At 70.0% G+C, this 16,051-nt stretch carries 14 protein-coding genes and 1 tRNA gene; 10 read left to right on the top strand and 5 right to left on the bottom strand.

From position 1 onward, the window contains the following. Window positions 1–23: 23 nt before the first annotated feature. From WMF11_RS28495 to WMF11_RS28470, 6 genes are all read left to right on the top strand, one after another. Window positions 24–1,058 carry a DUF2169 family type VI secretion system accessory protein gene (locus tag WMF11_RS28495; RefSeq protein ID WP_437902419.1) on the top strand — a complete coding sequence of 345 codons (1,035 nt, stop codon included), beginning with the start codon at window positions 24–26 and terminating at the stop codon, window positions 1,056–1,058. Beyond that, a complete protein-coding gene (locus tag WMF11_RS28490; RefSeq protein ID WP_437972933.1) occupies window positions 1,055–2,134 on the top strand; it encodes a beta-ketoacyl synthase N-terminal-like domain-containing protein in 1,080 nt (359 codons plus the stop codon). Before WMF11_RS28495 ends, WMF11_RS28490 begins: the two co-directional genes overlap by 4 nt. A 3-nt stretch (window positions 2,135–2,137) precedes the next feature. Continuing rightward, window positions 2,138–2,521, top strand: a complete 384-nt coding sequence (locus WMF11_RS28485; protein WP_437902417.1) for a DUF4150 domain-containing protein — start codon at window positions 2,138–2,140, stop codon at window positions 2,519–2,521. A 3-nt stretch (window positions 2,522–2,524) separates the two neighbouring features. Further along, window positions 2,525–3,421: a hypothetical protein gene (locus WMF11_RS28480; protein WP_437902416.1), complete on the top strand. Its 897-nt coding sequence runs from the start codon at window positions 2,525–2,527 to the stop codon at window positions 3,419–3,421. Between the two features lies 1 nt (window position 3,422). Continuing rightward, window positions 3,423–3,998, top strand: a complete 576-nt coding sequence (locus WMF11_RS28475; protein ID WP_437972932.1) for a hypothetical protein — start codon at window positions 3,423–3,425, stop codon at window positions 3,996–3,998. A gap of 228 nt (window positions 3,999–4,226) precedes the next feature. Further along, window positions 4,227–5,258, top strand: coding sequence for a synaptic vesicle VAT-1 family membrane protein (locus WMF11_RS28470; protein WP_437972931.1), 1,032 nt, complete (start codon window positions 4,227–4,229; stop codon window positions 5,256–5,258). 412 nt (window positions 5,259–5,670) lie between these two features. On the opposite strand, the gene WMF11_RS28465 is transcribed toward WMF11_RS28470, so the two are convergent. The 3 genes from WMF11_RS28465 to WMF11_RS28455 all read right to left on the bottom strand — a co-directional run bounded on the left by WMF11_RS28465 (window position 5,671) and on the right by WMF11_RS28455 (window position 7,630). Then, a tRNA-Thr gene (locus WMF11_RS28465) sits at window positions 5,671–5,742 on the bottom strand. 48 nt (window positions 5,743–5,790) lie between these two features. Next, on the bottom strand, window positions 5,791–6,732 hold the full coding sequence (locus WMF11_RS28460; RefSeq protein ID WP_437972930.1) for an alpha/beta fold hydrolase: 942 nt from the start codon (window positions 6,730–6,732) through the stop codon (window positions 5,791–5,793). A gap of 133 nt (window positions 6,733–6,865) precedes the next feature. Then, window positions 6,866–7,630: a peroxiredoxin gene (locus tag WMF11_RS28455; RefSeq protein ID WP_437541463.1), complete on the bottom strand. Its 765-nt coding sequence runs from the start codon at window positions 7,628–7,630 to the stop codon at window positions 6,866–6,868. 78 nt (window positions 7,631–7,708) lie between these two features. Here WMF11_RS28455 and deoC point away from each other — a divergent pair, with 78 nt between their 5' ends. The 3 genes from deoC to WMF11_RS28440 all read left to right on the top strand — a co-directional run bounded on the left by deoC (window position 7,709) and on the right by WMF11_RS28440 (window position 11,224). Beyond that, a complete protein-coding gene (gene deoC / locus WMF11_RS28450; protein ID WP_437541460.1) occupies window positions 7,709–8,662 on the top strand; it encodes a deoxyribose-phosphate aldolase in 954 nt (317 codons plus the stop codon). Window positions 8,663–8,726: 64 nt separating this feature from the next. Next, the gene (locus tag WMF11_RS28445) at window positions 8,727–10,253 is read left to right on the top strand and encodes an aldehyde dehydrogenase family protein (RefSeq protein WP_437902412.1); all 1,527 of its coding nucleotides are present in this window, start codon (window positions 8,727–8,729) and stop codon (window positions 10,251–10,253) included. Between the two features lie 131 nt (window positions 10,254–10,384). Continuing rightward, the gene (locus WMF11_RS28440) at window positions 10,385–11,224 is read left to right on the top strand and encodes an aldehyde dehydrogenase family protein (RefSeq protein ID WP_437911035.1); all 840 of its coding nucleotides are present in this window, start codon (window positions 10,385–10,387) and stop codon (window positions 11,222–11,224) included. Between the two features lie 48 nt (window positions 11,225–11,272). Here WMF11_RS28440 and fmt read toward each other — a convergent pair whose 3' ends face one another. Next, window positions 11,273–12,208 (bottom strand): methionyl-tRNA formyltransferase, encoded by a 936-nt coding sequence (gene fmt / locus WMF11_RS28435; RefSeq protein ID WP_437972929.1) that lies wholly within the window; start codon window positions 12,206–12,208, stop codon window positions 11,273–11,275. A 78-nt stretch (window positions 12,209–12,286) separates the two neighbouring features. Then, window positions 12,287–13,111 (bottom strand): formylglycine-generating enzyme family protein, encoded by an 825-nt coding sequence (locus WMF11_RS28430; RefSeq protein WP_437902410.1) that lies wholly within the window; start codon window positions 13,109–13,111, stop codon window positions 12,287–12,289. 438 nt (window positions 13,112–13,549) lie between these two features. Between WMF11_RS28430 and lon the strand changes: the two genes are divergently transcribed. Then, the gene (lon, locus tag WMF11_RS28425; protein ID WP_437541452.1) at window positions 13,550–16,003 is read left to right on the top strand and encodes an endopeptidase La; all 2,454 of its coding nucleotides are present in this window, start codon (window positions 13,550–13,552) and stop codon (window positions 16,001–16,003) included. The last annotated feature ends 48 nt before the right edge of the window (window positions 16,004–16,051 follow it).

Here is a 16,051-nt window from a genome sequence, read left to right as displayed (position 1 = left end):
CGATCCTGAGCGCCGTCAGACGGATGCTGCAGCTCCAGAACGAGACACCTTTCGCAGCGACGATCGGGCTCTTCCCGGACACGGACGGCGTCGAGACCCTCTACGTCGTGGTCCGAGCGACCTTCGCGCTCGTCGGCTCGGCGACGCAGATCGCGGAGAAGCAGCGTCCCATCCGGCCCGTCGACGAGTACAGCGGCGACCCGGCGCGCTCCAGCCTGGCGCACGCTGGCGAGATGCACCTGCTCAAGCCCTCGACCGACGTGGTGCTCCTCGGCGACGCCTGGGCTCCGAAGGCGCGACCGGCCTCCGAATGCGACGTGATGCTCCAGGTCGGCGCGGTGCGGAAGATCGTTCGTGTCTTCGGCGATCGCGAGTGGAAGGGAGGCCTCGGGGGAAAGGCCTCTTCTCCGATGCCGTTCACGCGGATGCCGCTCGTCTACGAACGAGCGTTCGGCGGCGTCATCGAGCTGGATCCCGAGACGAAGCGGGCCACGATCGAGCCGCGGAATCCAACAGGCGTCGGCTTCGCGCGCCGCGGGAAGGAGGGCGAGCCGTCAGCCCGGCAGCTCCCCAACATCGAGGATCCGGCCTACCTCATCACCCACCCTTCCGACACGCCCCCTCCAGCGGGATTCGGTTACATCGCCCCCTCGTGGGAGCCGCGCCGCTCATGCGTTGGCACGTATGACGAGGCCTGGCGGAAGACGCGAGCGCCGTATTTGCCCAAGGATTTCAATCCTCGGTTCTTCAACGTCGCGCACCCGGACCTGGTCTGCCGGCGTTACCTGGAAGGGGGAGAGCCGGTGGAGATCGTCAATGCCTCGCCGACGGGCGTCCTGCGTTTTCGCCTGCCGCGGTGTCAGCTCGGCGCTGAGGTCCGGATCGCCGGGAGGATCGAGCGCCCTGCGCTCCACCTCGACACCGTCATCCTCGAGCCGAACGACTGCATGATCGGGCTCCTCTGGCGGGGTGCGGTCCGCTGCGACAAGCACGCCTTGAAGGTCAATCTCGTGCGTATCGGGCTGAATTCGCTCGATCTCGGGGTGAGGTCAGGATGACCGCGCAGCGCCCAGTGGAGATCCTCGGTATCGGCATGACGACCGCCGTAGGGCTGACGGCGCCTACGACGGCCGCGGCGGTCAGGGCCGGCGTATCGCTCAGCAGGGAGACCTCGGTGCTCGATCGGCGCTTCAAGCCGATCGTCATGACCACCGTGCCGGAAGCCGATCTGCCGGGGCTCAGCCCCGCGCTCCACGCGACGCTTGGACTCACGGCGCGCCAGATGCGCATGCTGCGCCTCGGCGGTCCAGCGCTGCGGGAGAGCGTGGCGGGCGTGGATCGGGTCGATCGCATCCCCGTGCTCCTGGCGGTCCCCGAGCCGTACCCGGGCCGACCGGCGGTCGTGGGCCCCGGCTTTCTCCAGCAACTCGCTGTGCAGGCCGAGGTCCCGTTCCATCTCGAGCGGAGCCGGATCTTCCCGCAGGGGCGAGCCGCCGGCTTCGCTGCGCTGCACGAGGCCATCGAGCGCCTCGCCTCCGGGAGCGACGTGTACGTCATCGTGGGCGGGATAGACAGCCACCTCGATCTGCATCTACTCGCCGCCCTTGACCTGGAGGGGCGCCTCCGCGCCGAGCGCGTGTTCGACGGGTTCATCCCGGGCGAGGGCGCTGCGTTCCTGCTCCTCTCCTCGGCGGGCAAGGCTGAACACCTCGGGCGCTCGCCGAGCGCTCGCATCGACGGCGCGGCGTCCGCCGAGGAGCCTGGGCACCGGTACAGCGAGGAGTTTTATCGAGGTGACGGGCTAGACCTCGCGTTTCGTCGCCTCTTCGCCTCGACGGCTGGCGCCGTCCAGACGGTGTATGCGGGGCTCAACGGCGAGAGCTTCAACGCCAAGGAGTGGGGCGTCGCGTACATTCGTCACCGGGAGCGGTTCGCCGAGGGGGCCACGATCGAGCATCCGGTGGACTGCCTGGGGGACACGGGCGCGGCGCTCGGCCCGATGCTGGTGGGGCTCGCGGCCGTGGGCATCAACAGAGGATATCGACGAGCACCGTGCCTTGTGTGGTGCTCGTCGGACTGCGGGGGTCGGGGCGCTGCGATGGTCTCGGGCGCACAGGGAAGAGAGGTGAGGTGAGGGATGGCACAGACGGTGTTCGCGAACGGGCGCGGCGTGGTCCACCAGAACAGTGGCGGGCTCAGCACGGTCTTCCCGGACGTCTGCAAGACGCCGTCCCCGGGAGGGCCGGTGCCGATACCCTACCCGAATATCGGGAAGGCGTCCGACACGTCGAAGGGACCCAAGAAGGTGAAGTGCGACGGTCAGATGCCGATGGTGAAGGGCGCTCAGTACAGCATGACCAGCGGCGACGAGGCGGGCACGGCGGGAGGGGGCGTCGTGAGCAGCTCCACGAAGGGCGCGGCGGAGTTCATGATGTACTCCTTTGACGTGAAGTTCGAGGGAAAGAACGTCTGCAGGCTCGGCGACCCACTGTTTCACAACAAGAAGAACATCATGGGGTGACGTATGACCCAGCTCGGTGAGTCGGTCAGCGTGGAGGAGATCGACCAGGATGAGTTCAAGTGCCCCTTCGAGCACACGAAGCCGGGGAAGGTCGACAACGCGCTGGGGAGCGACTCGGCCAGCCTGGGCTCACGCCTCACTGAAGGCTACAGCACGCAGCTGTGGGCGGACGAGGGGTCCGGGATCGTTCCGAAGACGAAGCAGAAGCTGCTCGCCGCGCGGCCTGATGACTGCCCGGAGCCGCCGGTCGTCGTGGATGGTCAAGAGTATCCCTACTCCTCCTCGGCGCATCACCTGATCCCCGGCGAGGCGTCCCTGCCGAAGAGCGTGCTGATCAAGTTCATCTCCAAGGGTGCGAAGGGAAGCAAGATCTCGGGAGACATCGGTTATGACGTCAATGGTGGCGAGAACGGTGTCTGGTTGCCCACCCATCACGCGCTCTCGGCGGAGATGAAGGGGGGCCTCGTCCTGCCAGGCGAGGAGCAGGCGCTCAAATACTCAGCGCTTACCCGGCGCGTGAAGCAGCGAAATGAGGAGAATCAGTTCGTCGCGACCTTTCAGGAGCGGTTCACCGCCGCCATCATGGAGCGAGCGGGGCGGCAGTTTCACGACGCCCACCCCGATTACAGCGGGTTCGTGATCAAGGTCCTCGACAAGATACATACGAACATCGTCATGCTGAGCCAGAGCTCGGCGTGTGGAAAATGCGACGAGGTGAGGAATCAGAAGGGGAAATTCCCTCCTCCGCATGGGCTCGTGTCCCGGTTGAACAGCGTCTCCTCCCGTCTCTATCAGTTCCTGGTAGGTCCCCCGCAAACCTGGAGGCCTCCTCTGTACACGTCGCGCTTCGCGGCGAGCCTGGCGGAGCTGGAGCGAGCGTGGCTGCGGAGGCAAAGGTAGCATGCCGGACTATTACATGTTGGAGTGCTACGCGTCTCCGGAACAGTGGGAGTATACCGGTGTCGACGGACCCCCGCCGAGCATCGAGGGCATCCAGAGCTGGCTGTCGGGGAGACCTTTCGACGTCGCAGTGCGTGAGCCCATCGAGCTGTCCTGGGACCCTGACACCAGGGGCCCGCGAAAGTACCTCTACGACGCGGGCATCCCGCTCTACCACCGCGCGCTCTGCGCGGCGTTGAACGAGGCTGGCGTCGACAACCTGCAGACCTACCGCACGGCCATCGTCGATCCTCGGGATGGGGAGATCTGCAGGGATTATCTGGCAGTCAACGTCGTCGGCCTCGTGGCCGCCGCTGATCTCGGCAAGTCGGTCTATCGGGCGCAACGCGACCCGCCGCTCATCGACTCGGATTTCGATTCGCTGGTCATCGATCCGATGCGAGCCGCAGGGCTATTGATGTTTCGGCTTGCGGAATGCGTCTCCGGTGTGGTGATCCATCAGCGGGTCAAGGAAGCCCTGGAGGCGAGAGGTGGCTTCGGGCTGACGTTCGTGCCGCCGCAGGACTGGATCGGGTGATGAACGCCAGATCGAACGGACGGCTCGGACGCGGAGGCGCCCGAGCCGTGCCTGTCGCTCCGTCGAGCGGCCAGCGCGCGAGACCGGTAGCCAGCGGCTCGCGCGTCTCAAGGCGTCCGGGGCGCGTCTTGGGTGCCCGGACCGCGTTTCCTTTCCGATTCCGAGCGGCGTACTACGGCCGTCGCCGTCTCGATCCGTGGTGAGACCACATCAGCCAAGCAGGTGCCCATGCGCAAGATCGTCGTCCACGAGCCCGGCAGCCACGACAAGCTCCGCGTCGAGGAGCACCCCGATCCGCGCCCTGGGCGCGGCGAGGTGCTCGTCGACGTGCGCGCGGCTGGCGTCAACTACGCCGACTGCGTCGTCCGCATGGGCCTCTACGAGTCGGCGAAGAAGTACGTCGGCTGGCCGATCACGCCCGGCTTCGAGTTTGCCGGCACCGTCGCCGCGCTCGGCCAGGGCGCCTCCGATCTCGCGCCGGGGGCGCCCGTCTTCGGCGTGACGCGCTTCGGTGGTTACGCCTCGCGCGTCGCGGTGCCGCGCCACCAGGTCTTCCCGCTGCCGGCGCGGCTCACGCCGGAGGAGGCGGCCGGCTTCCCCGCGGTGTTCATGACGGCGTACTACGCGCTCTTCGAGCTCGTGCGGCTGCGGCCGGGCATGTCCTTGCTGGTGCACTCGGCCGCCGGCGGCGTCGGCAGCGCGCTCGTCCAGCTCGGCAAGATCGCGGGCTGCCGGGTGGTCGGCGTGGTGGGCGCGGCGCACAAGGTCGAGGCGGCGAGGCGCCTCGGCGCAGACGCGGTGATCGACAAGAGCAGCGAGCCGCTCTGGGCGGCGGCGGAGCGGCTCGCGCCCGAGGGCTACGACGTGATCCTCGACGCGAACGGGGTCGAGACGCTGCGGCAGAGCTACAGGCACGTGGCCTCGGCCGGCAAGCTCGTCGTGTACGGCTTCCACACGATGCTTCCGCGGCAGGGCGGCCGCCCGAGCTACCCGAAGCTCGCTGTCGACTTCGTCCGGATGCCGCGCTTTAACCCGCTCGATCTCTGCAACGACAACAAGAGCGTGCTGGCCTTCAACCTCTCGTATCTCTTCCACAGGACGGAGATCCTGCGCGAGGCCATGGATCGGCTCATCGGCTGGGTGGAGGAGGGGCGCCTCTCGGCGCCGCCGGTGAAGACGTTTCCGCTGGAGAGCGCAGGCGAGGCTCACCGGGCGATCGAATCGGGCAGCACGGTGGGCAAGCTGGTGCTCACGCTGTAAGGCGGGGGCGCCGGCGGCGGGCGGGACGATTGAAAATCAATCCCGAGGGTGTCGAGAGGTTCCAGGGAGGATTGAAATTCAACCCGGCGGGTGTCGACTCCTGTCGGTAGAGTCGGGAGAGATGAAATCCAACCCCGAGGGTGTCGAGATACGACGGCTACCTCGATGTTGCCGTCGGTACGTCACCGCCGGGATGCGACGTCCGCAGGGGGGCTCGACGTCGACAAGAAGCGACTGCACCAGCGCGCCCAGCAGAGGCGCGCTAGCTGCAACGCCGGCCGGTAGAGCAACGGTTTCGTGAACCGTAGATCTCGGGTTCAGGAGCTCCCAAGCTCGTCGCGTTGCTCAGACCACCAGGGCCAGCGGCCTCCTGCTCACCCACAGGCGAGCGAACACGCTGGCATTCACTTTGAGCCACCTTCGGGACTTGAACCCGAGACCTACGGTTTACGAAACCGTTGCTCTACCACTGAGCTAAGGTGGCACGCCTCTCGTTGAGGAGGCGCGCAGATTACCCACTCGGCCTGCCGAGTCAAGCTCTTTTATTTCCGTCCTCGAGCGACGCGGTTTCGCTCGCTGCTTCGGCTGCTTTCCCGGTTCCCTCGCCCGTCGCGTCCCCGGCGTCTCCTCCCGCGGCGAAGAACTCGCCCAGCCGCTCCGCCAGCTCCGCCGCCGCCGACCAGTGCATCATGTGCCCGGCCTCCGGCAGCTCGACGTGCACCGCGCGTTTGAGCCTCGCCGCCCGCTCCGCTTCGTCTTCCGGGTGCCACCCGGTCTGGCCGCCGCTCACGAGCAGCGTCGGGCACGCGATGCGCTCCAGGAACGTCATGAACGCCTCCACCTGGAACAGCAGCGGCGAGGTCGTCCGGTGCATCGGATCGTACGCCCACGCGAGCCCGCCGTCCGGCTCTTCCCGCGTGAGCAGCGGCGCGCGCGTCGCCAGCACGTCGCGCGGCACGCGCGGGTGGTTCGCCACGAGCCGCGCGATCGCGTCCCGCATCGACGAGAGCTTCCGCGGCGCGCGATCGAGCTCCGACATCTGGCGCAGCCATGCCTCGACGCGCACGACGGCGACCTCGGGCCCGCTCGCCGGCGGCCCCATGCCTTCGAGCAGCGCCAGGCGCTCTACGCGGCCGGGGCACGCGCCCGCGTAGTACACGGCGACCGCGCCGCCCATCGAGTGGCCCACCACGCCTAGGCGCGCCGGCGCGAGCGCGTCCACGAGCGCCGCGACGTCGGCGATGTAGTCGGGGAAGTAGTAGTAGCTGCCAGGTCCGACGCGGGCGCTCCGGCCGAACCCGCGCAGGTCCGGCGCGACGACGTCGTGCCCCGCCCGCGCGAGCGGCTCGGCTACGAGGTCCCACGTGCTCCCGGCGTCGAGGAAGCCGTGGAGCAGCAGCAGCGTGAGGCCCGTCGGCTGCGCGTGGTCGTCGCGGAAGCGATGGACGCAGAGATCCAACCCGTTGGTGTTCAAAAATTCCGACGACCTACGCACCACGCGCGCGCTCCCGTCAGCAGATCTCCCGTCAGCCCTCCGCGCGGCCGCGCGGTCCGCGCGGTCCGCGCGCGACCCGCCGGCGCTCCTGCGCCGCGTGCGCGCGCGGGCGTCACCGCCTCCCCGGCGGACCTTTCGCCGGGGGCGCCGCGGGGGCCGCCGGGGGCAGCATCGTCCCCGTCGCCACCGGCGCGGCGGTGGCCGGCTCCGCCGCTCCCGCAGGCGCCGCCGCGGGCGCCGCCCCGGTGGCGGCCGGCGCCGCGGTGTCCGCTCCGGCCGGCGCTGCGCTGCCCGGCGCCGCTGGCGCGACCGGGAGCGCGGCGCCCGTGAGCTGCGCGGCGTCCTTCAGCACCTCGTCCGCGTGCACCCCGGGATCCACGTCCGGATAGACCTTCGCGATCTTGCCGTCCGGATCGACGAGGAACGTCACGCGCGCCGTCGCACCGAGCCGCATCGGCACGCCGAACGCCGTGGCCCACGCGTGATCGGTGTCGACGAGGATCGGGAACGGCAGCTTGTTCTCGGTCGCGAACTTCTCGTGCGACTCGCGGGTGTCGGAGGACACGCCGAAGACCTGCACGTTGGCCTGCTTGAAGCGATCCCACGCGTCGCGGAACGCGCACGCCTCCTCGGTGCAGCCCGGCGTCCCGTCCTTCGGATAGAAGTACACGACCACGGCCCGACCCCGCTGGTCGGACAGCCGCTGGATCGCGCCGTGCTGATCCGCGGCGAACACGTCGGGCGCCGTCGCGCCGACCGGGATCAGCCCTTGTCCACCATCGGGTCGCTCGGCCGCGCCACACCCGAGCAGCGAGGCAAAGGCAAAGACGACAGCAAGTACGACAAAAACGACCGCAATCGGGAAGCGTCTCTTCATCAGAGCGCCACGTTAGCACGCACTCGGTAGGATCGATCCGACGCTTCTGGTACGTTCCCGCGCCAGGAGACGAGGCCGATGGCGATCTTCGGAAACGACAGCGGCGCCGCGCCTGGCGTGGTGCGCCAGGGCAGGGAGGTCACCTACCCCGATTTCTCTTCGCCCACCGTGGATAAGGTCATGGTCGAAGAGCGCGCAGCCGGGCTCGGCAAAAGGAGCATCAAAGGCCCCGCCAAGGTCGCCGGCCTCAAGCTCGCCATCTCGATGATGGACCTCACCACCCTCGAGGGGAAAGACTCCCCGGGAAAAGTTGAGCAGCTCTGTCAGAAGGCGCTTCGACCCCACGAGCGCGCGGACATCCCTTCCTGTGCGGCGGTGTGCGTCTATCCCAAGCTCGTCTCCGTGGCGAAGCGAGCGGTCTCGGGCTCGGCGGTCAAGGTGGCCAGTGTGGCGACCGCCTTCCCGAGCGGCCTCTCCACGCTCGCCGTCAAGCTCGCCGACGTCCGCCAGGCGGTCGAGCTCGGCGCCGACGAGATCGACATGGTGATCGACCGCGGCGCGATGCTCTCCGGCGAGTACCGCGCCGTGTACGACGAGATCGCCGCGACCAAGGAGGCGTGCGGGCACGCGCACCTCAAGGTGATCCTGGAGACGGGCGAGCTCGGGACCTACGATCGCGTCCGCAAGGCGAGCCGCATCGCGATGCTCGCGGGCGCCGACTTCATCAAGACCTCGACCGGGAAGATCACGCCGGCGGCGACGCCTCCGGTGACGCTGGTGATGCTGGAGGCGATCCGCGATCACGCGCAGGCGACCGGGCGGCGCGTCGGGATGAAGCCGGCCGGCGGGATCCGCACCGCGAAGCAGGCGCTCCACTACCTCGTGCTGGTCAAGGAGACCCTCGGCGACGCCTGGCTCACGAGCGACCTGTTCCGCTTCGGCGCGTCGACGCTCCTCAACGACGTGCTCATGCAGCTCGAGAAGGAGCGGACGGGCGCCTACCAGAGCGGGGACCATTTCAGCAAGGACTGACCGCGCCGCGAGGGCGGGTCCGCGTCGGTGTTCAACGCGCGGCCGCGGGCGTAGAGTGCGCTGCATGAGCGACAACAGCACCGCCGCGGCTGGCGGCGACGGGGGCTCGCCCCGGGACGCGACCGCGGCGCGGGACGCGGCCGTCGTGTTCGGCGACGCCTGGCGCTACGCGCCGGCGCCCGAGGGGCGCGACCACGTGAAGATCGCGCCGCGGTACGAGCTCTTCATCGGCGGCGCGTGGCGCGCTCCGGCCTCGGGCCGCTACCTCGACAGCATCAGCCCGTCGACCGAGGAGAAGCTCTGCGAGTTCGCCGAGGCCTCGGAGCAGGACGTCGATCTCGCCGTGCAGGCGGCGCGGGCCGCGTACGAGAAGCACTGGTCGCGGATGCGCCCGCTCGATCGCGGCAAGTACCTCTACCGCGTCGCCCGGGCCCTCCAGGAGAAGGCGCGCGAGCTCGCCGTCGCCGAGTCGCTCGACGGGGGCAAGCCCATCAAGGAGTCCCGCGACGTCGATCTCCCGCTCGCGGCCGCGCACTTCTTCTACCACGCGGGCTGGGCGGACAAGCTCGAGCACGCGTTCCCGGGGCGCGACCCCCGGCCGCTCGGCGTCGCGGGCCAGGTGATCCCCTGGAACTTCCCGCTGCTCATGGCGGCGTGGAAGCTCGCCCCGGCGCTCGCGGCGGGCAACACGTGCGTCCTCAAGCCCGCCGAGACGACGCCGCTCACCGCGCTGCTCCTCGCGAAGATCATCGAGGAGGCCGATCTCCCGCCCGGCGTCGTCAACGTGGTCACGGGCGCCGGCGCGACCGGCGCCGCGGTCGTCGGCCACCCTGGCGTCGACAAGGTCGCGTTCACCGGGTCGACCGAGGTCGGCAAGCGCATCCAGCGCGCGCTCGCCGGCACCGGGAAGCGGCTCACCCTCGAGCTCGGCGGCAAGGCCGCGAACATCGTGTTCGAGGACGCGCCGCTCGATCAGGCCGTCGAGGGGATCATCGGCGGCATCTTCTTCAACCAGGGCCACGTCTGCTGCGCGGGCTCGCGCCTCCTCGTCGAGGAGAGCGTCCACGACGCCCTCCTCTTCAAGCTGCGCGAGCGCATGGCGACCCTGCGCGTCGGCGATCCGCTCGACAAGAACACGGACGTGGGCGCCATCAACTCGCGGGCGCAGCTCGCGAAGATCGAGGAGCTCGTGGCGGCGGGGGAGCGCGAGGGGGCCTCGCGCTTCTCGGTGAGCTGCGCGCTCCCGCAGCGGGGCTACTGGTTCGCGCCGACGCTCTTCACGGGCGTCGCGCAGTCGCACCGGATCGCGCGCGAGGAGATCTTCGGCCCGGTGCTCTCGATCTTGACCTTCCGCACGCCCGAGGAGGCGATCGAGAAGGCGAACAACACGATGTACGGGCTGTCGGCGGGCGTCTGGACCGGCAAGGGCTCGAAGAGCTTCTGGGTCGCGCAGCGGCTCCGCGCCGGCGTCGTCTGGGCGAACACCTTCAACAAGTTCGATCCCAGCGCGCCGTTCGGCGGCTACAAGGAGAGCGGCTTCGGCCGCGAGGGCGGGCGCCAGGGGCTGCTCGCCTACCTCGAGGTGGACTGATGGCGCTCGGCGACAAGGACAGCGGCGGCGACGAGGGGTGCACGCCGATCGGGGATTGCGCCGGCGCGGCCGCGCTCGACGCTCCTCCGGGCGAGGCGCGCGCGCGGGTCGGCGTGCGCAAGGCGTACAAGATGTTCGTCGGCGGCGCGTTCGTGCGCTCGGAGTCCGGGAGGTACACGCAGGTGCGCGATCACGGAGGCGCGGGCGCGGTCGAGAACATCCCGCGCGCCTCGCGCAAGGACGGGCGCGACGCCGTGCTCGCGGCGGCCGGCGCGCTCGGCGGCTGGTCGGCGCGCGCCGCGTACAACCGCGGGCAGATCCTCTACCGCCTCGCCGAGATGCTCGAGGCGCGGCGCGCGGAGCTCGCGGCCTCGCTCGAGCGAGGCGGGCAGGGCGCAGGCGCCGCCGAGCGCGAGGTCCTGGCGGCGATCGATCGCGCGGTCGCTTATGCGGGCTGGGCCGACAAGTACCAGAGCCTCTTCGCGAGCCTGAACCCCGTGTCCGGCCCGCACTTCACCTTCACGGTGCCCGAGCCGATGGGGGTGGTCGTCATCGCGGCGCCGCCGCGGCCGGCGCTCCTCGGCCTCCTGGGCGCTCTCCTGCCGGTGATCACCGCCGGCAACACCTGCGTCGTGCTCGCGAGCGAGGCGGATCCGCGCACGGCGCTCGTCTTTGGCGAGGCGCTCGCCACGAGCGATCTCCCGGGCGGCGTCGTCAACGTCCTCACCGGCCAGCTCGCGGAGGTGCTGCCGCACCTCGCCGCGCACATGGACGTCGCCGCGCTCGATCTCCACGGCGTGGACGCGGCGCTGACGAAGCGCCTCGAGGAGGCGGCCGCGGCCAGCGTCAAGCGGGTGCGCGCCCGATCGCTCGGCGAGGCGGAGTGGTTCGACGACAGGGCGGCGACGTCCCCCCGCTGGATCGAGCGGTTCGTCGAGATGAAGACGATCTGGCACCCGGCCGGGCCGTGACGCGGGCGGCGCTCGACGACAGGGCGCCGTGAACGGCGCCCGGGGCGCTCAACGACCGAGCACCATCCCCGTCTGGAGCGTCCGCCCGGCGACGAGGTCCGCCGCCGCGAGCGGCTTCCGCCCCTCGACCTGGGCTCGCACGATCTGGATCGCGCCCGCGCCGCAGGCGACGATCACGACGCTGCGGCCGGCCATCACCACGGTCCCCGGCGGCGCGCCGGCCTGGTCGGCCTCGCTCTCGACATGCGCGGCCAGCACCTTGAGCGCCTTGCCGTCGATCGTCGTGAAGGCGCCTGGCCACGAGGTCATCCCCCGGATGTGGTCGTGGATCTGCCGGGCGCTCCGCTCCCACCGGATGCGCCCGTCTTCCTTCTTCAGGAGCGCCGCGTGCGTCGCCGCCTCGTGGTCCTGCGGCGTCAGCGTGAGCTCGCCGTCCACCGCGCCGCGGAGGTCCTCGCGCACGACGCGCGCGGCGAGCGCCCCGAGATCGATCGCGAGCTCGTCGGCGGTCGTGTCCGGGCCGATCGGCGTCCGGCGCACCGCGTAGACGGGCCCCGTGTCCATGCCCTCGTCCATCTGCATCAGCGAGATGCCCGTCTCGGTCTCGCCCCCGACGATCGCCCAGGTGATCGGCGCGGCGCCGCGGTAGCGCGGCAGGATCGACGCGTGCAGGTTCATGCAGCCGCGCCGCGGCGCCTCGAGCACCGCCTTCGGCAGGATGCGCCCGTAGGCGATCACCAGCGCGACGTCCGCTCCGGCGCCCGCGACCCACGCGGCGAACTCGGGCGTCCGGACCTTCTCGGGCTGCAGCACGGGCACGCCGAGCTCCAGCGCCTTCACCTTCACCGGCGGCGCCTTCAGCTCGAGCCCGCGGCCGGCGGGCCGATCCGGCTGACAGACGACGCCGACGACGTCCGCGATCGACGCGAGCGCCTCGAGCGACGGCACGGCGATGGCGGGGGTACCGAAGAACAGGGCGCGCACGCCCTGGCTTCTAGCAGGACCTGCGCCCGTCGTGCCGCCTTCTTCGCTCGCGGCGAGCGCCGCCGTGGAGGCTCGGCCTCAGGGCCCGGGCGCTCGGCGCCCGCCGCGCTCTTCGTTCGCGTCGCGCGCCGCCGCGCCGCTCGCGGGCCGAGGATCGGCGCAGCAGCGGAAGCCGGTCTCGTAGAACACGAACTTCGGATCGTGCGCGTCGTTCGTCCCGCGGCAGCCCGTCCACGGCTTGGCCCAGAAGCCCCCCATGAGCGCGCCTGGCCACCGGCGGCCGCGGCGCGAGGCGACCCACTCCTCGACGTTGCCCATCATGTCGAAGATGCCGAAGGTCGAGGCGCACCCGGGATGGGAGCCGCTCGGCGCGCCCTGCCAGAGCCGCTCGACCTCGCGCTGCGCCGCCTCGCCGGAGGCGCCGAGCTTCCGCTCGTCGACCGGCCGCCAGGCCTTGCCGCTGTTGCAGACCGCCTTGTCCACGCGCCAGCCGTAGGCGAGGGGACGCCGCTCGGGGCCCTCGCACGCGAGCTCCCACTCCTGCTCGGCGCACACCCGCTTGCCGCGCGCGGCGCACCACGCGGTCGCTGTCTCGAACGACTGCATGACGAGCGGCTTCGCCCCCCGCTGGTTCGGCGCCTCGAACTGGTCCATGCACACGGAGATCTCGGTCGACGGCCCCTCCTCGGCCGTGATGTCCTCCCAGTACGCGAAGCAGTGGGTCGCCTTGCCGCTCTTGACCGGCTCCACGCAGACGTGCTGCACCTCGTCGCGGTGCGTGCCGGTGACGAGCCGCATGTCCGCCGGGCACGCCGGGCTCGGCCCTGGATCGAGCGACGGCGCCGCCGGCAGGCCGAGCATCGCGATCGCGAGCGCGCCGAGGCCGAGCAGGGGATCGATCATCGTTCAGCGAGGGCCAGGGTGTCGCTCCGTGCCGGGCGCAGCCTCGGCTGCGCTGCGCGGCGAGGCCGAGGCGCGCCTCCTCCGCGCGCCGCGTTGACCCGGCCGCCGAGGATCCTGCGCCGCGCCGCGCGCGCCAGGTGGTGACGAGCGTGACGAGCGAGCGCTGCAGGTCGGAGTCGGACCTGACCACCCGCAGCGTATCCTCATTCAAAAAAATGGCCAGGGCTGTGGCACGCGGCATGCGCCGTGTCTATGGTGAGTTCCCGTAGCCTCGCGGGCTGTCTTCCACCAAGAGCTGCCAGCAGGGCTCCGCGTTGCACCATCCGCATCCGTCTGGATGCAAGCCAAGATGACCGGGGCGCGCGGTGGCCGCGCGGCCCGGCTGCGTGTTGATGAAGGGGTTTACCTCCCCCGGTCGGGTGCCTAGAGGAGATCGCCATGTCCGAGAAAAAGAACCCGCCGATGCCGCCGCGCTCCGAGGAAGAGGTCGTCTTCGGCGACGAGCTGCCGGTTCTGCCGATCCGCAATGCGGTGCTGTTCCCGGGCGCCGTCGCGCCCTTCGATGTCGGCCGCGAGAAGTCGGTCGCGCTGGTGGAGGATGTCGACAACCTCCCCGGCCCGGTCATCGCGATCTTCGCCCAGCGCGATCCGTCGACCGACGATCCCGGGGCGGAGGACCTGTACCCGATGGGCTGCGCCGCGCGCGTGCTGAAGGCGCTGAAGCACAGCTCGGGCAACTACTCGTTGATCTTGCAGGGCCTCACGCGGATCAGGCTCGATAGCGTCACGGCCCACACGCCGTACCTGCGCGCCAAGATCCGCCGCATGGACGAGCCGGCGACGGAGGACGTCGAGGCCGAGGCGCTGGCGATGAGCCTGCGCGACATCGCGAAGCAGGTCATCCAGCTCATGCCGGAGCTCCCGCGCGAGGCGGGCTCGCTCATCGACTCCATCCAGGCGCCTGGCGCGCTCGCCGATCTCGTCGCGGCGAACCTCGACGCTCCGGTCGAGGAGAAGGCGCAGCTCATCGAGACGATCGACGTCAAGGAGCGCATCCGCAAGGTGCTGCGGCTGCTCACGCGGCAGCTCGAGATCCTGAAGATGCGCGAGCGCATCAACTCCCAGATCAAGGAGGAGATGGGCAAGAACCAGCGCGAGTACGTGCTGCGCCAGCAGCTCAAGGCGATCAAGGAGGAGCTGGGCGAGGACGACGGCGATCAGGGCGATCTCGACGGGCTCGAGGATCGCATCGCGAAGGCGAACCTGCCGACCGAGGCGGAGACCGTCGCGAAGAAGCAGCTGAAGCGGCTGCGCACGATGCAGGTCGGGTCGGCCGAGTACACCGTGGTGCGGACGTACCTCGACTGGATCCTCGACGTGCCCTGGACGCAGTCGACGCAGGACAACCTCGACATCGGCAGCGTCCGCAAGGTGCTCGACGAGGACCACTACGGCCTGGAGAAGGTCAAGAAGCGCATCCTCGAGTACCTGGCGGTCCGCAAGCTGAAGCAGGACAAGAAGGGCCCGATCCTCTGCCTGCTCGGGCCTCCCGGAGTCGGCAAGACGTCGCTCGGCCGGAGCATCGCGCGCGCCCTCGGCCGCAAGTTCCACCGGGTCTCGCTCGGCGGCGTGCACGACGAGGCGGCGATCCGCGGCCACCGGCGCACCTACGTCGGCGCGCTCCCTGGCCAGATCATCCAGGGCATGAAGAAGTCGGGGACGATCAACCCGGTCTTCATGATGGATGAGGTCGACAAGATCGGGCACGACTTCCGCGGCGATCCGTCGGCGGCGCTGCTCGAGGTGCTCGATCCGGAGCAGAACAACACGTTCGCGGATCACTACCTGGAGATCCCGTACGACCTGTCGCACGTGATGTTCGTCGCGACCGCGAACGTGGCGGATCCGATCCCGCCGCCCCTCCGCGACCGCATGGAGATCCTCGAGATCCCCGGCTACACGCGCAAGGAGAAGCTCGCGATCGCGCGGCAGCACCTGCTCCCGAAGCAGCTGTCGGAGCACGGGCTCACGACCGAGCAGCTGGAGGTCACGGACAAGGCGCTGGAGGAGATCATCGATCACTACACGCGCGAGGCCGGCGTCCGGTCGCTCGAGCGGCAGATCGCGGGCGTCATCCGCGGCGTGGCGGTGAAGGTCGCCGAGGGCGACACGCAGAAGCGGCGCGTCGACAACGAGGACGACCTGCACGAGTTCCTCGGCCCGGCGAAGTACACGAGCGAGGTCGCGGAGCGCACCGCCGAGAGCGGCGTCGCGACGGGCCTCGCGTGGACGAGCGTCGGCGGCGAGATCCTCTTCATCGAGGCGACGCGGATGTACGGCACGGGCAAGCTCCAGCTGACCGGCCAGCTCGGCGACGTGATGAAGGAGTCGGCGCAGGCGGCGCTGTCGTTCGTGCGCAGCAACGCGTCGAGGTACAGCATCGCGAAGGACTTCCTCGAGAAGAGTGATCTGCACATCCACATCCCTGCCGGCGCGATGCCCAAGGACGGGCCGAGCGCGGGCGTGACGATGTTCACGGCGCTCGTCTCGCTCCTCACCGGGATCAAGGTCCGCCACGACGTCGCGATGACGGGCGAGATCACGCTCCGCGGTCGCGTGCTCCCGATCGGCGGCCTGAAGGAGAAGGTGCTGGCGGCGCACCGCGCCGGCATCAAGCGCATCATCGTCCCCGAGCGCAACCGGGCGGATCTCGAGGAGGTCCCGAAGGAGGTCGTGGACGAGCTGCAGTTCTTCTTCGTCAGCCGGATGGAGCAGGTCCTGGAGGCCGCGCTCGAGCGACTGCCCGAGCCCGCGCCCGTGACCGAGGAGTCGAAGGACGGCGAGAAGAAGGAGATCGAGAAGTCGGAGAAGAGCTCGATCGCCAGCAACTGATGACGGCCGTCGCCAGCGATCGCTGAGCGACCTGTCTCCGAGGCGCCG

This window comes from Sorangium sp. So ce295 (assembly GCF_051527405.1).
Lineage (GTDB): Bacteria > Myxococcota_A > Polyangia > Polyangiales > Polyangiaceae > Sorangium > Sorangium cellulosum_B.
Note: the sequence above shows the minus strand (reverse complement) of the source record. Positions and strands in the feature narration are given on the sequence as shown.

Excerpts from the sequence above, each read along its gene's own strand:
- lon (WP_437541452.1), top strand. The coding sequence starts at position 13,550 with ATGTCCGAGAAAAAGAACCCGCCGATGCCGCCGCGCTCCGAGGAAGAG.
- WMF11_RS28485 (WP_437902417.1), top strand. The coding sequence starts at position 2,138 with ATGGCACAGACGGTGTTCGCGAACGGGCGCGGCGTGGTCCACCAGAAC.
- deoC (WP_437541460.1), top strand. The coding sequence starts at position 7,709 with ATGGCGATCTTCGGAAACGACAGCGGCGCCGCGCCTGGCGTGGTGCGC.
- WMF11_RS28490 (WP_437972933.1), top strand. The coding sequence starts at position 1,055 with ATGACCGCGCAGCGCCCAGTGGAGATCCTCGGTATCGGCATGACGACC.
- WMF11_RS28495 (WP_437902419.1), top strand. The coding sequence starts at position 24 with ATGCTGCAGCTCCAGAACGAGACACCTTTCGCAGCGACGATCGGGCTC.
- WMF11_RS28445 (WP_437902412.1), top strand. The coding sequence starts at position 8,727 with ATGAGCGACAACAGCACCGCCGCGGCTGGCGGCGACGGGGGCTCGCCC.
- WMF11_RS28440 (WP_437911035.1), top strand. The coding sequence starts at position 10,385 with ATGTTCGTCGGCGGCGCGTTCGTGCGCTCGGAGTCCGGGAGGTACACG.
- WMF11_RS28470 (WP_437972931.1), top strand. The coding sequence starts at position 4,227 with ATGCGCAAGATCGTCGTCCACGAGCCCGGCAGCCACGACAAGCTCCGC.
- WMF11_RS28455 (WP_437541463.1), bottom strand. The coding sequence starts at position 7,630 with ATGAAGAGACGCTTCCCGATTGCGGTCGTTTTTGTCGTACTTGCTGTC.
- WMF11_RS28480 (WP_437902416.1), top strand. The coding sequence starts at position 2,525 with ATGACCCAGCTCGGTGAGTCGGTCAGCGTGGAGGAGATCGACCAGGAT.
- WMF11_RS28475 (WP_437972932.1), top strand. The coding sequence starts at position 3,423 with ATGCCGGACTATTACATGTTGGAGTGCTACGCGTCTCCGGAACAGTGG.
- WMF11_RS28430 (WP_437902410.1), bottom strand. The coding sequence starts at position 13,111 with ATGATCGATCCCCTGCTCGGCCTCGGCGCGCTCGCGATCGCGATGCTC.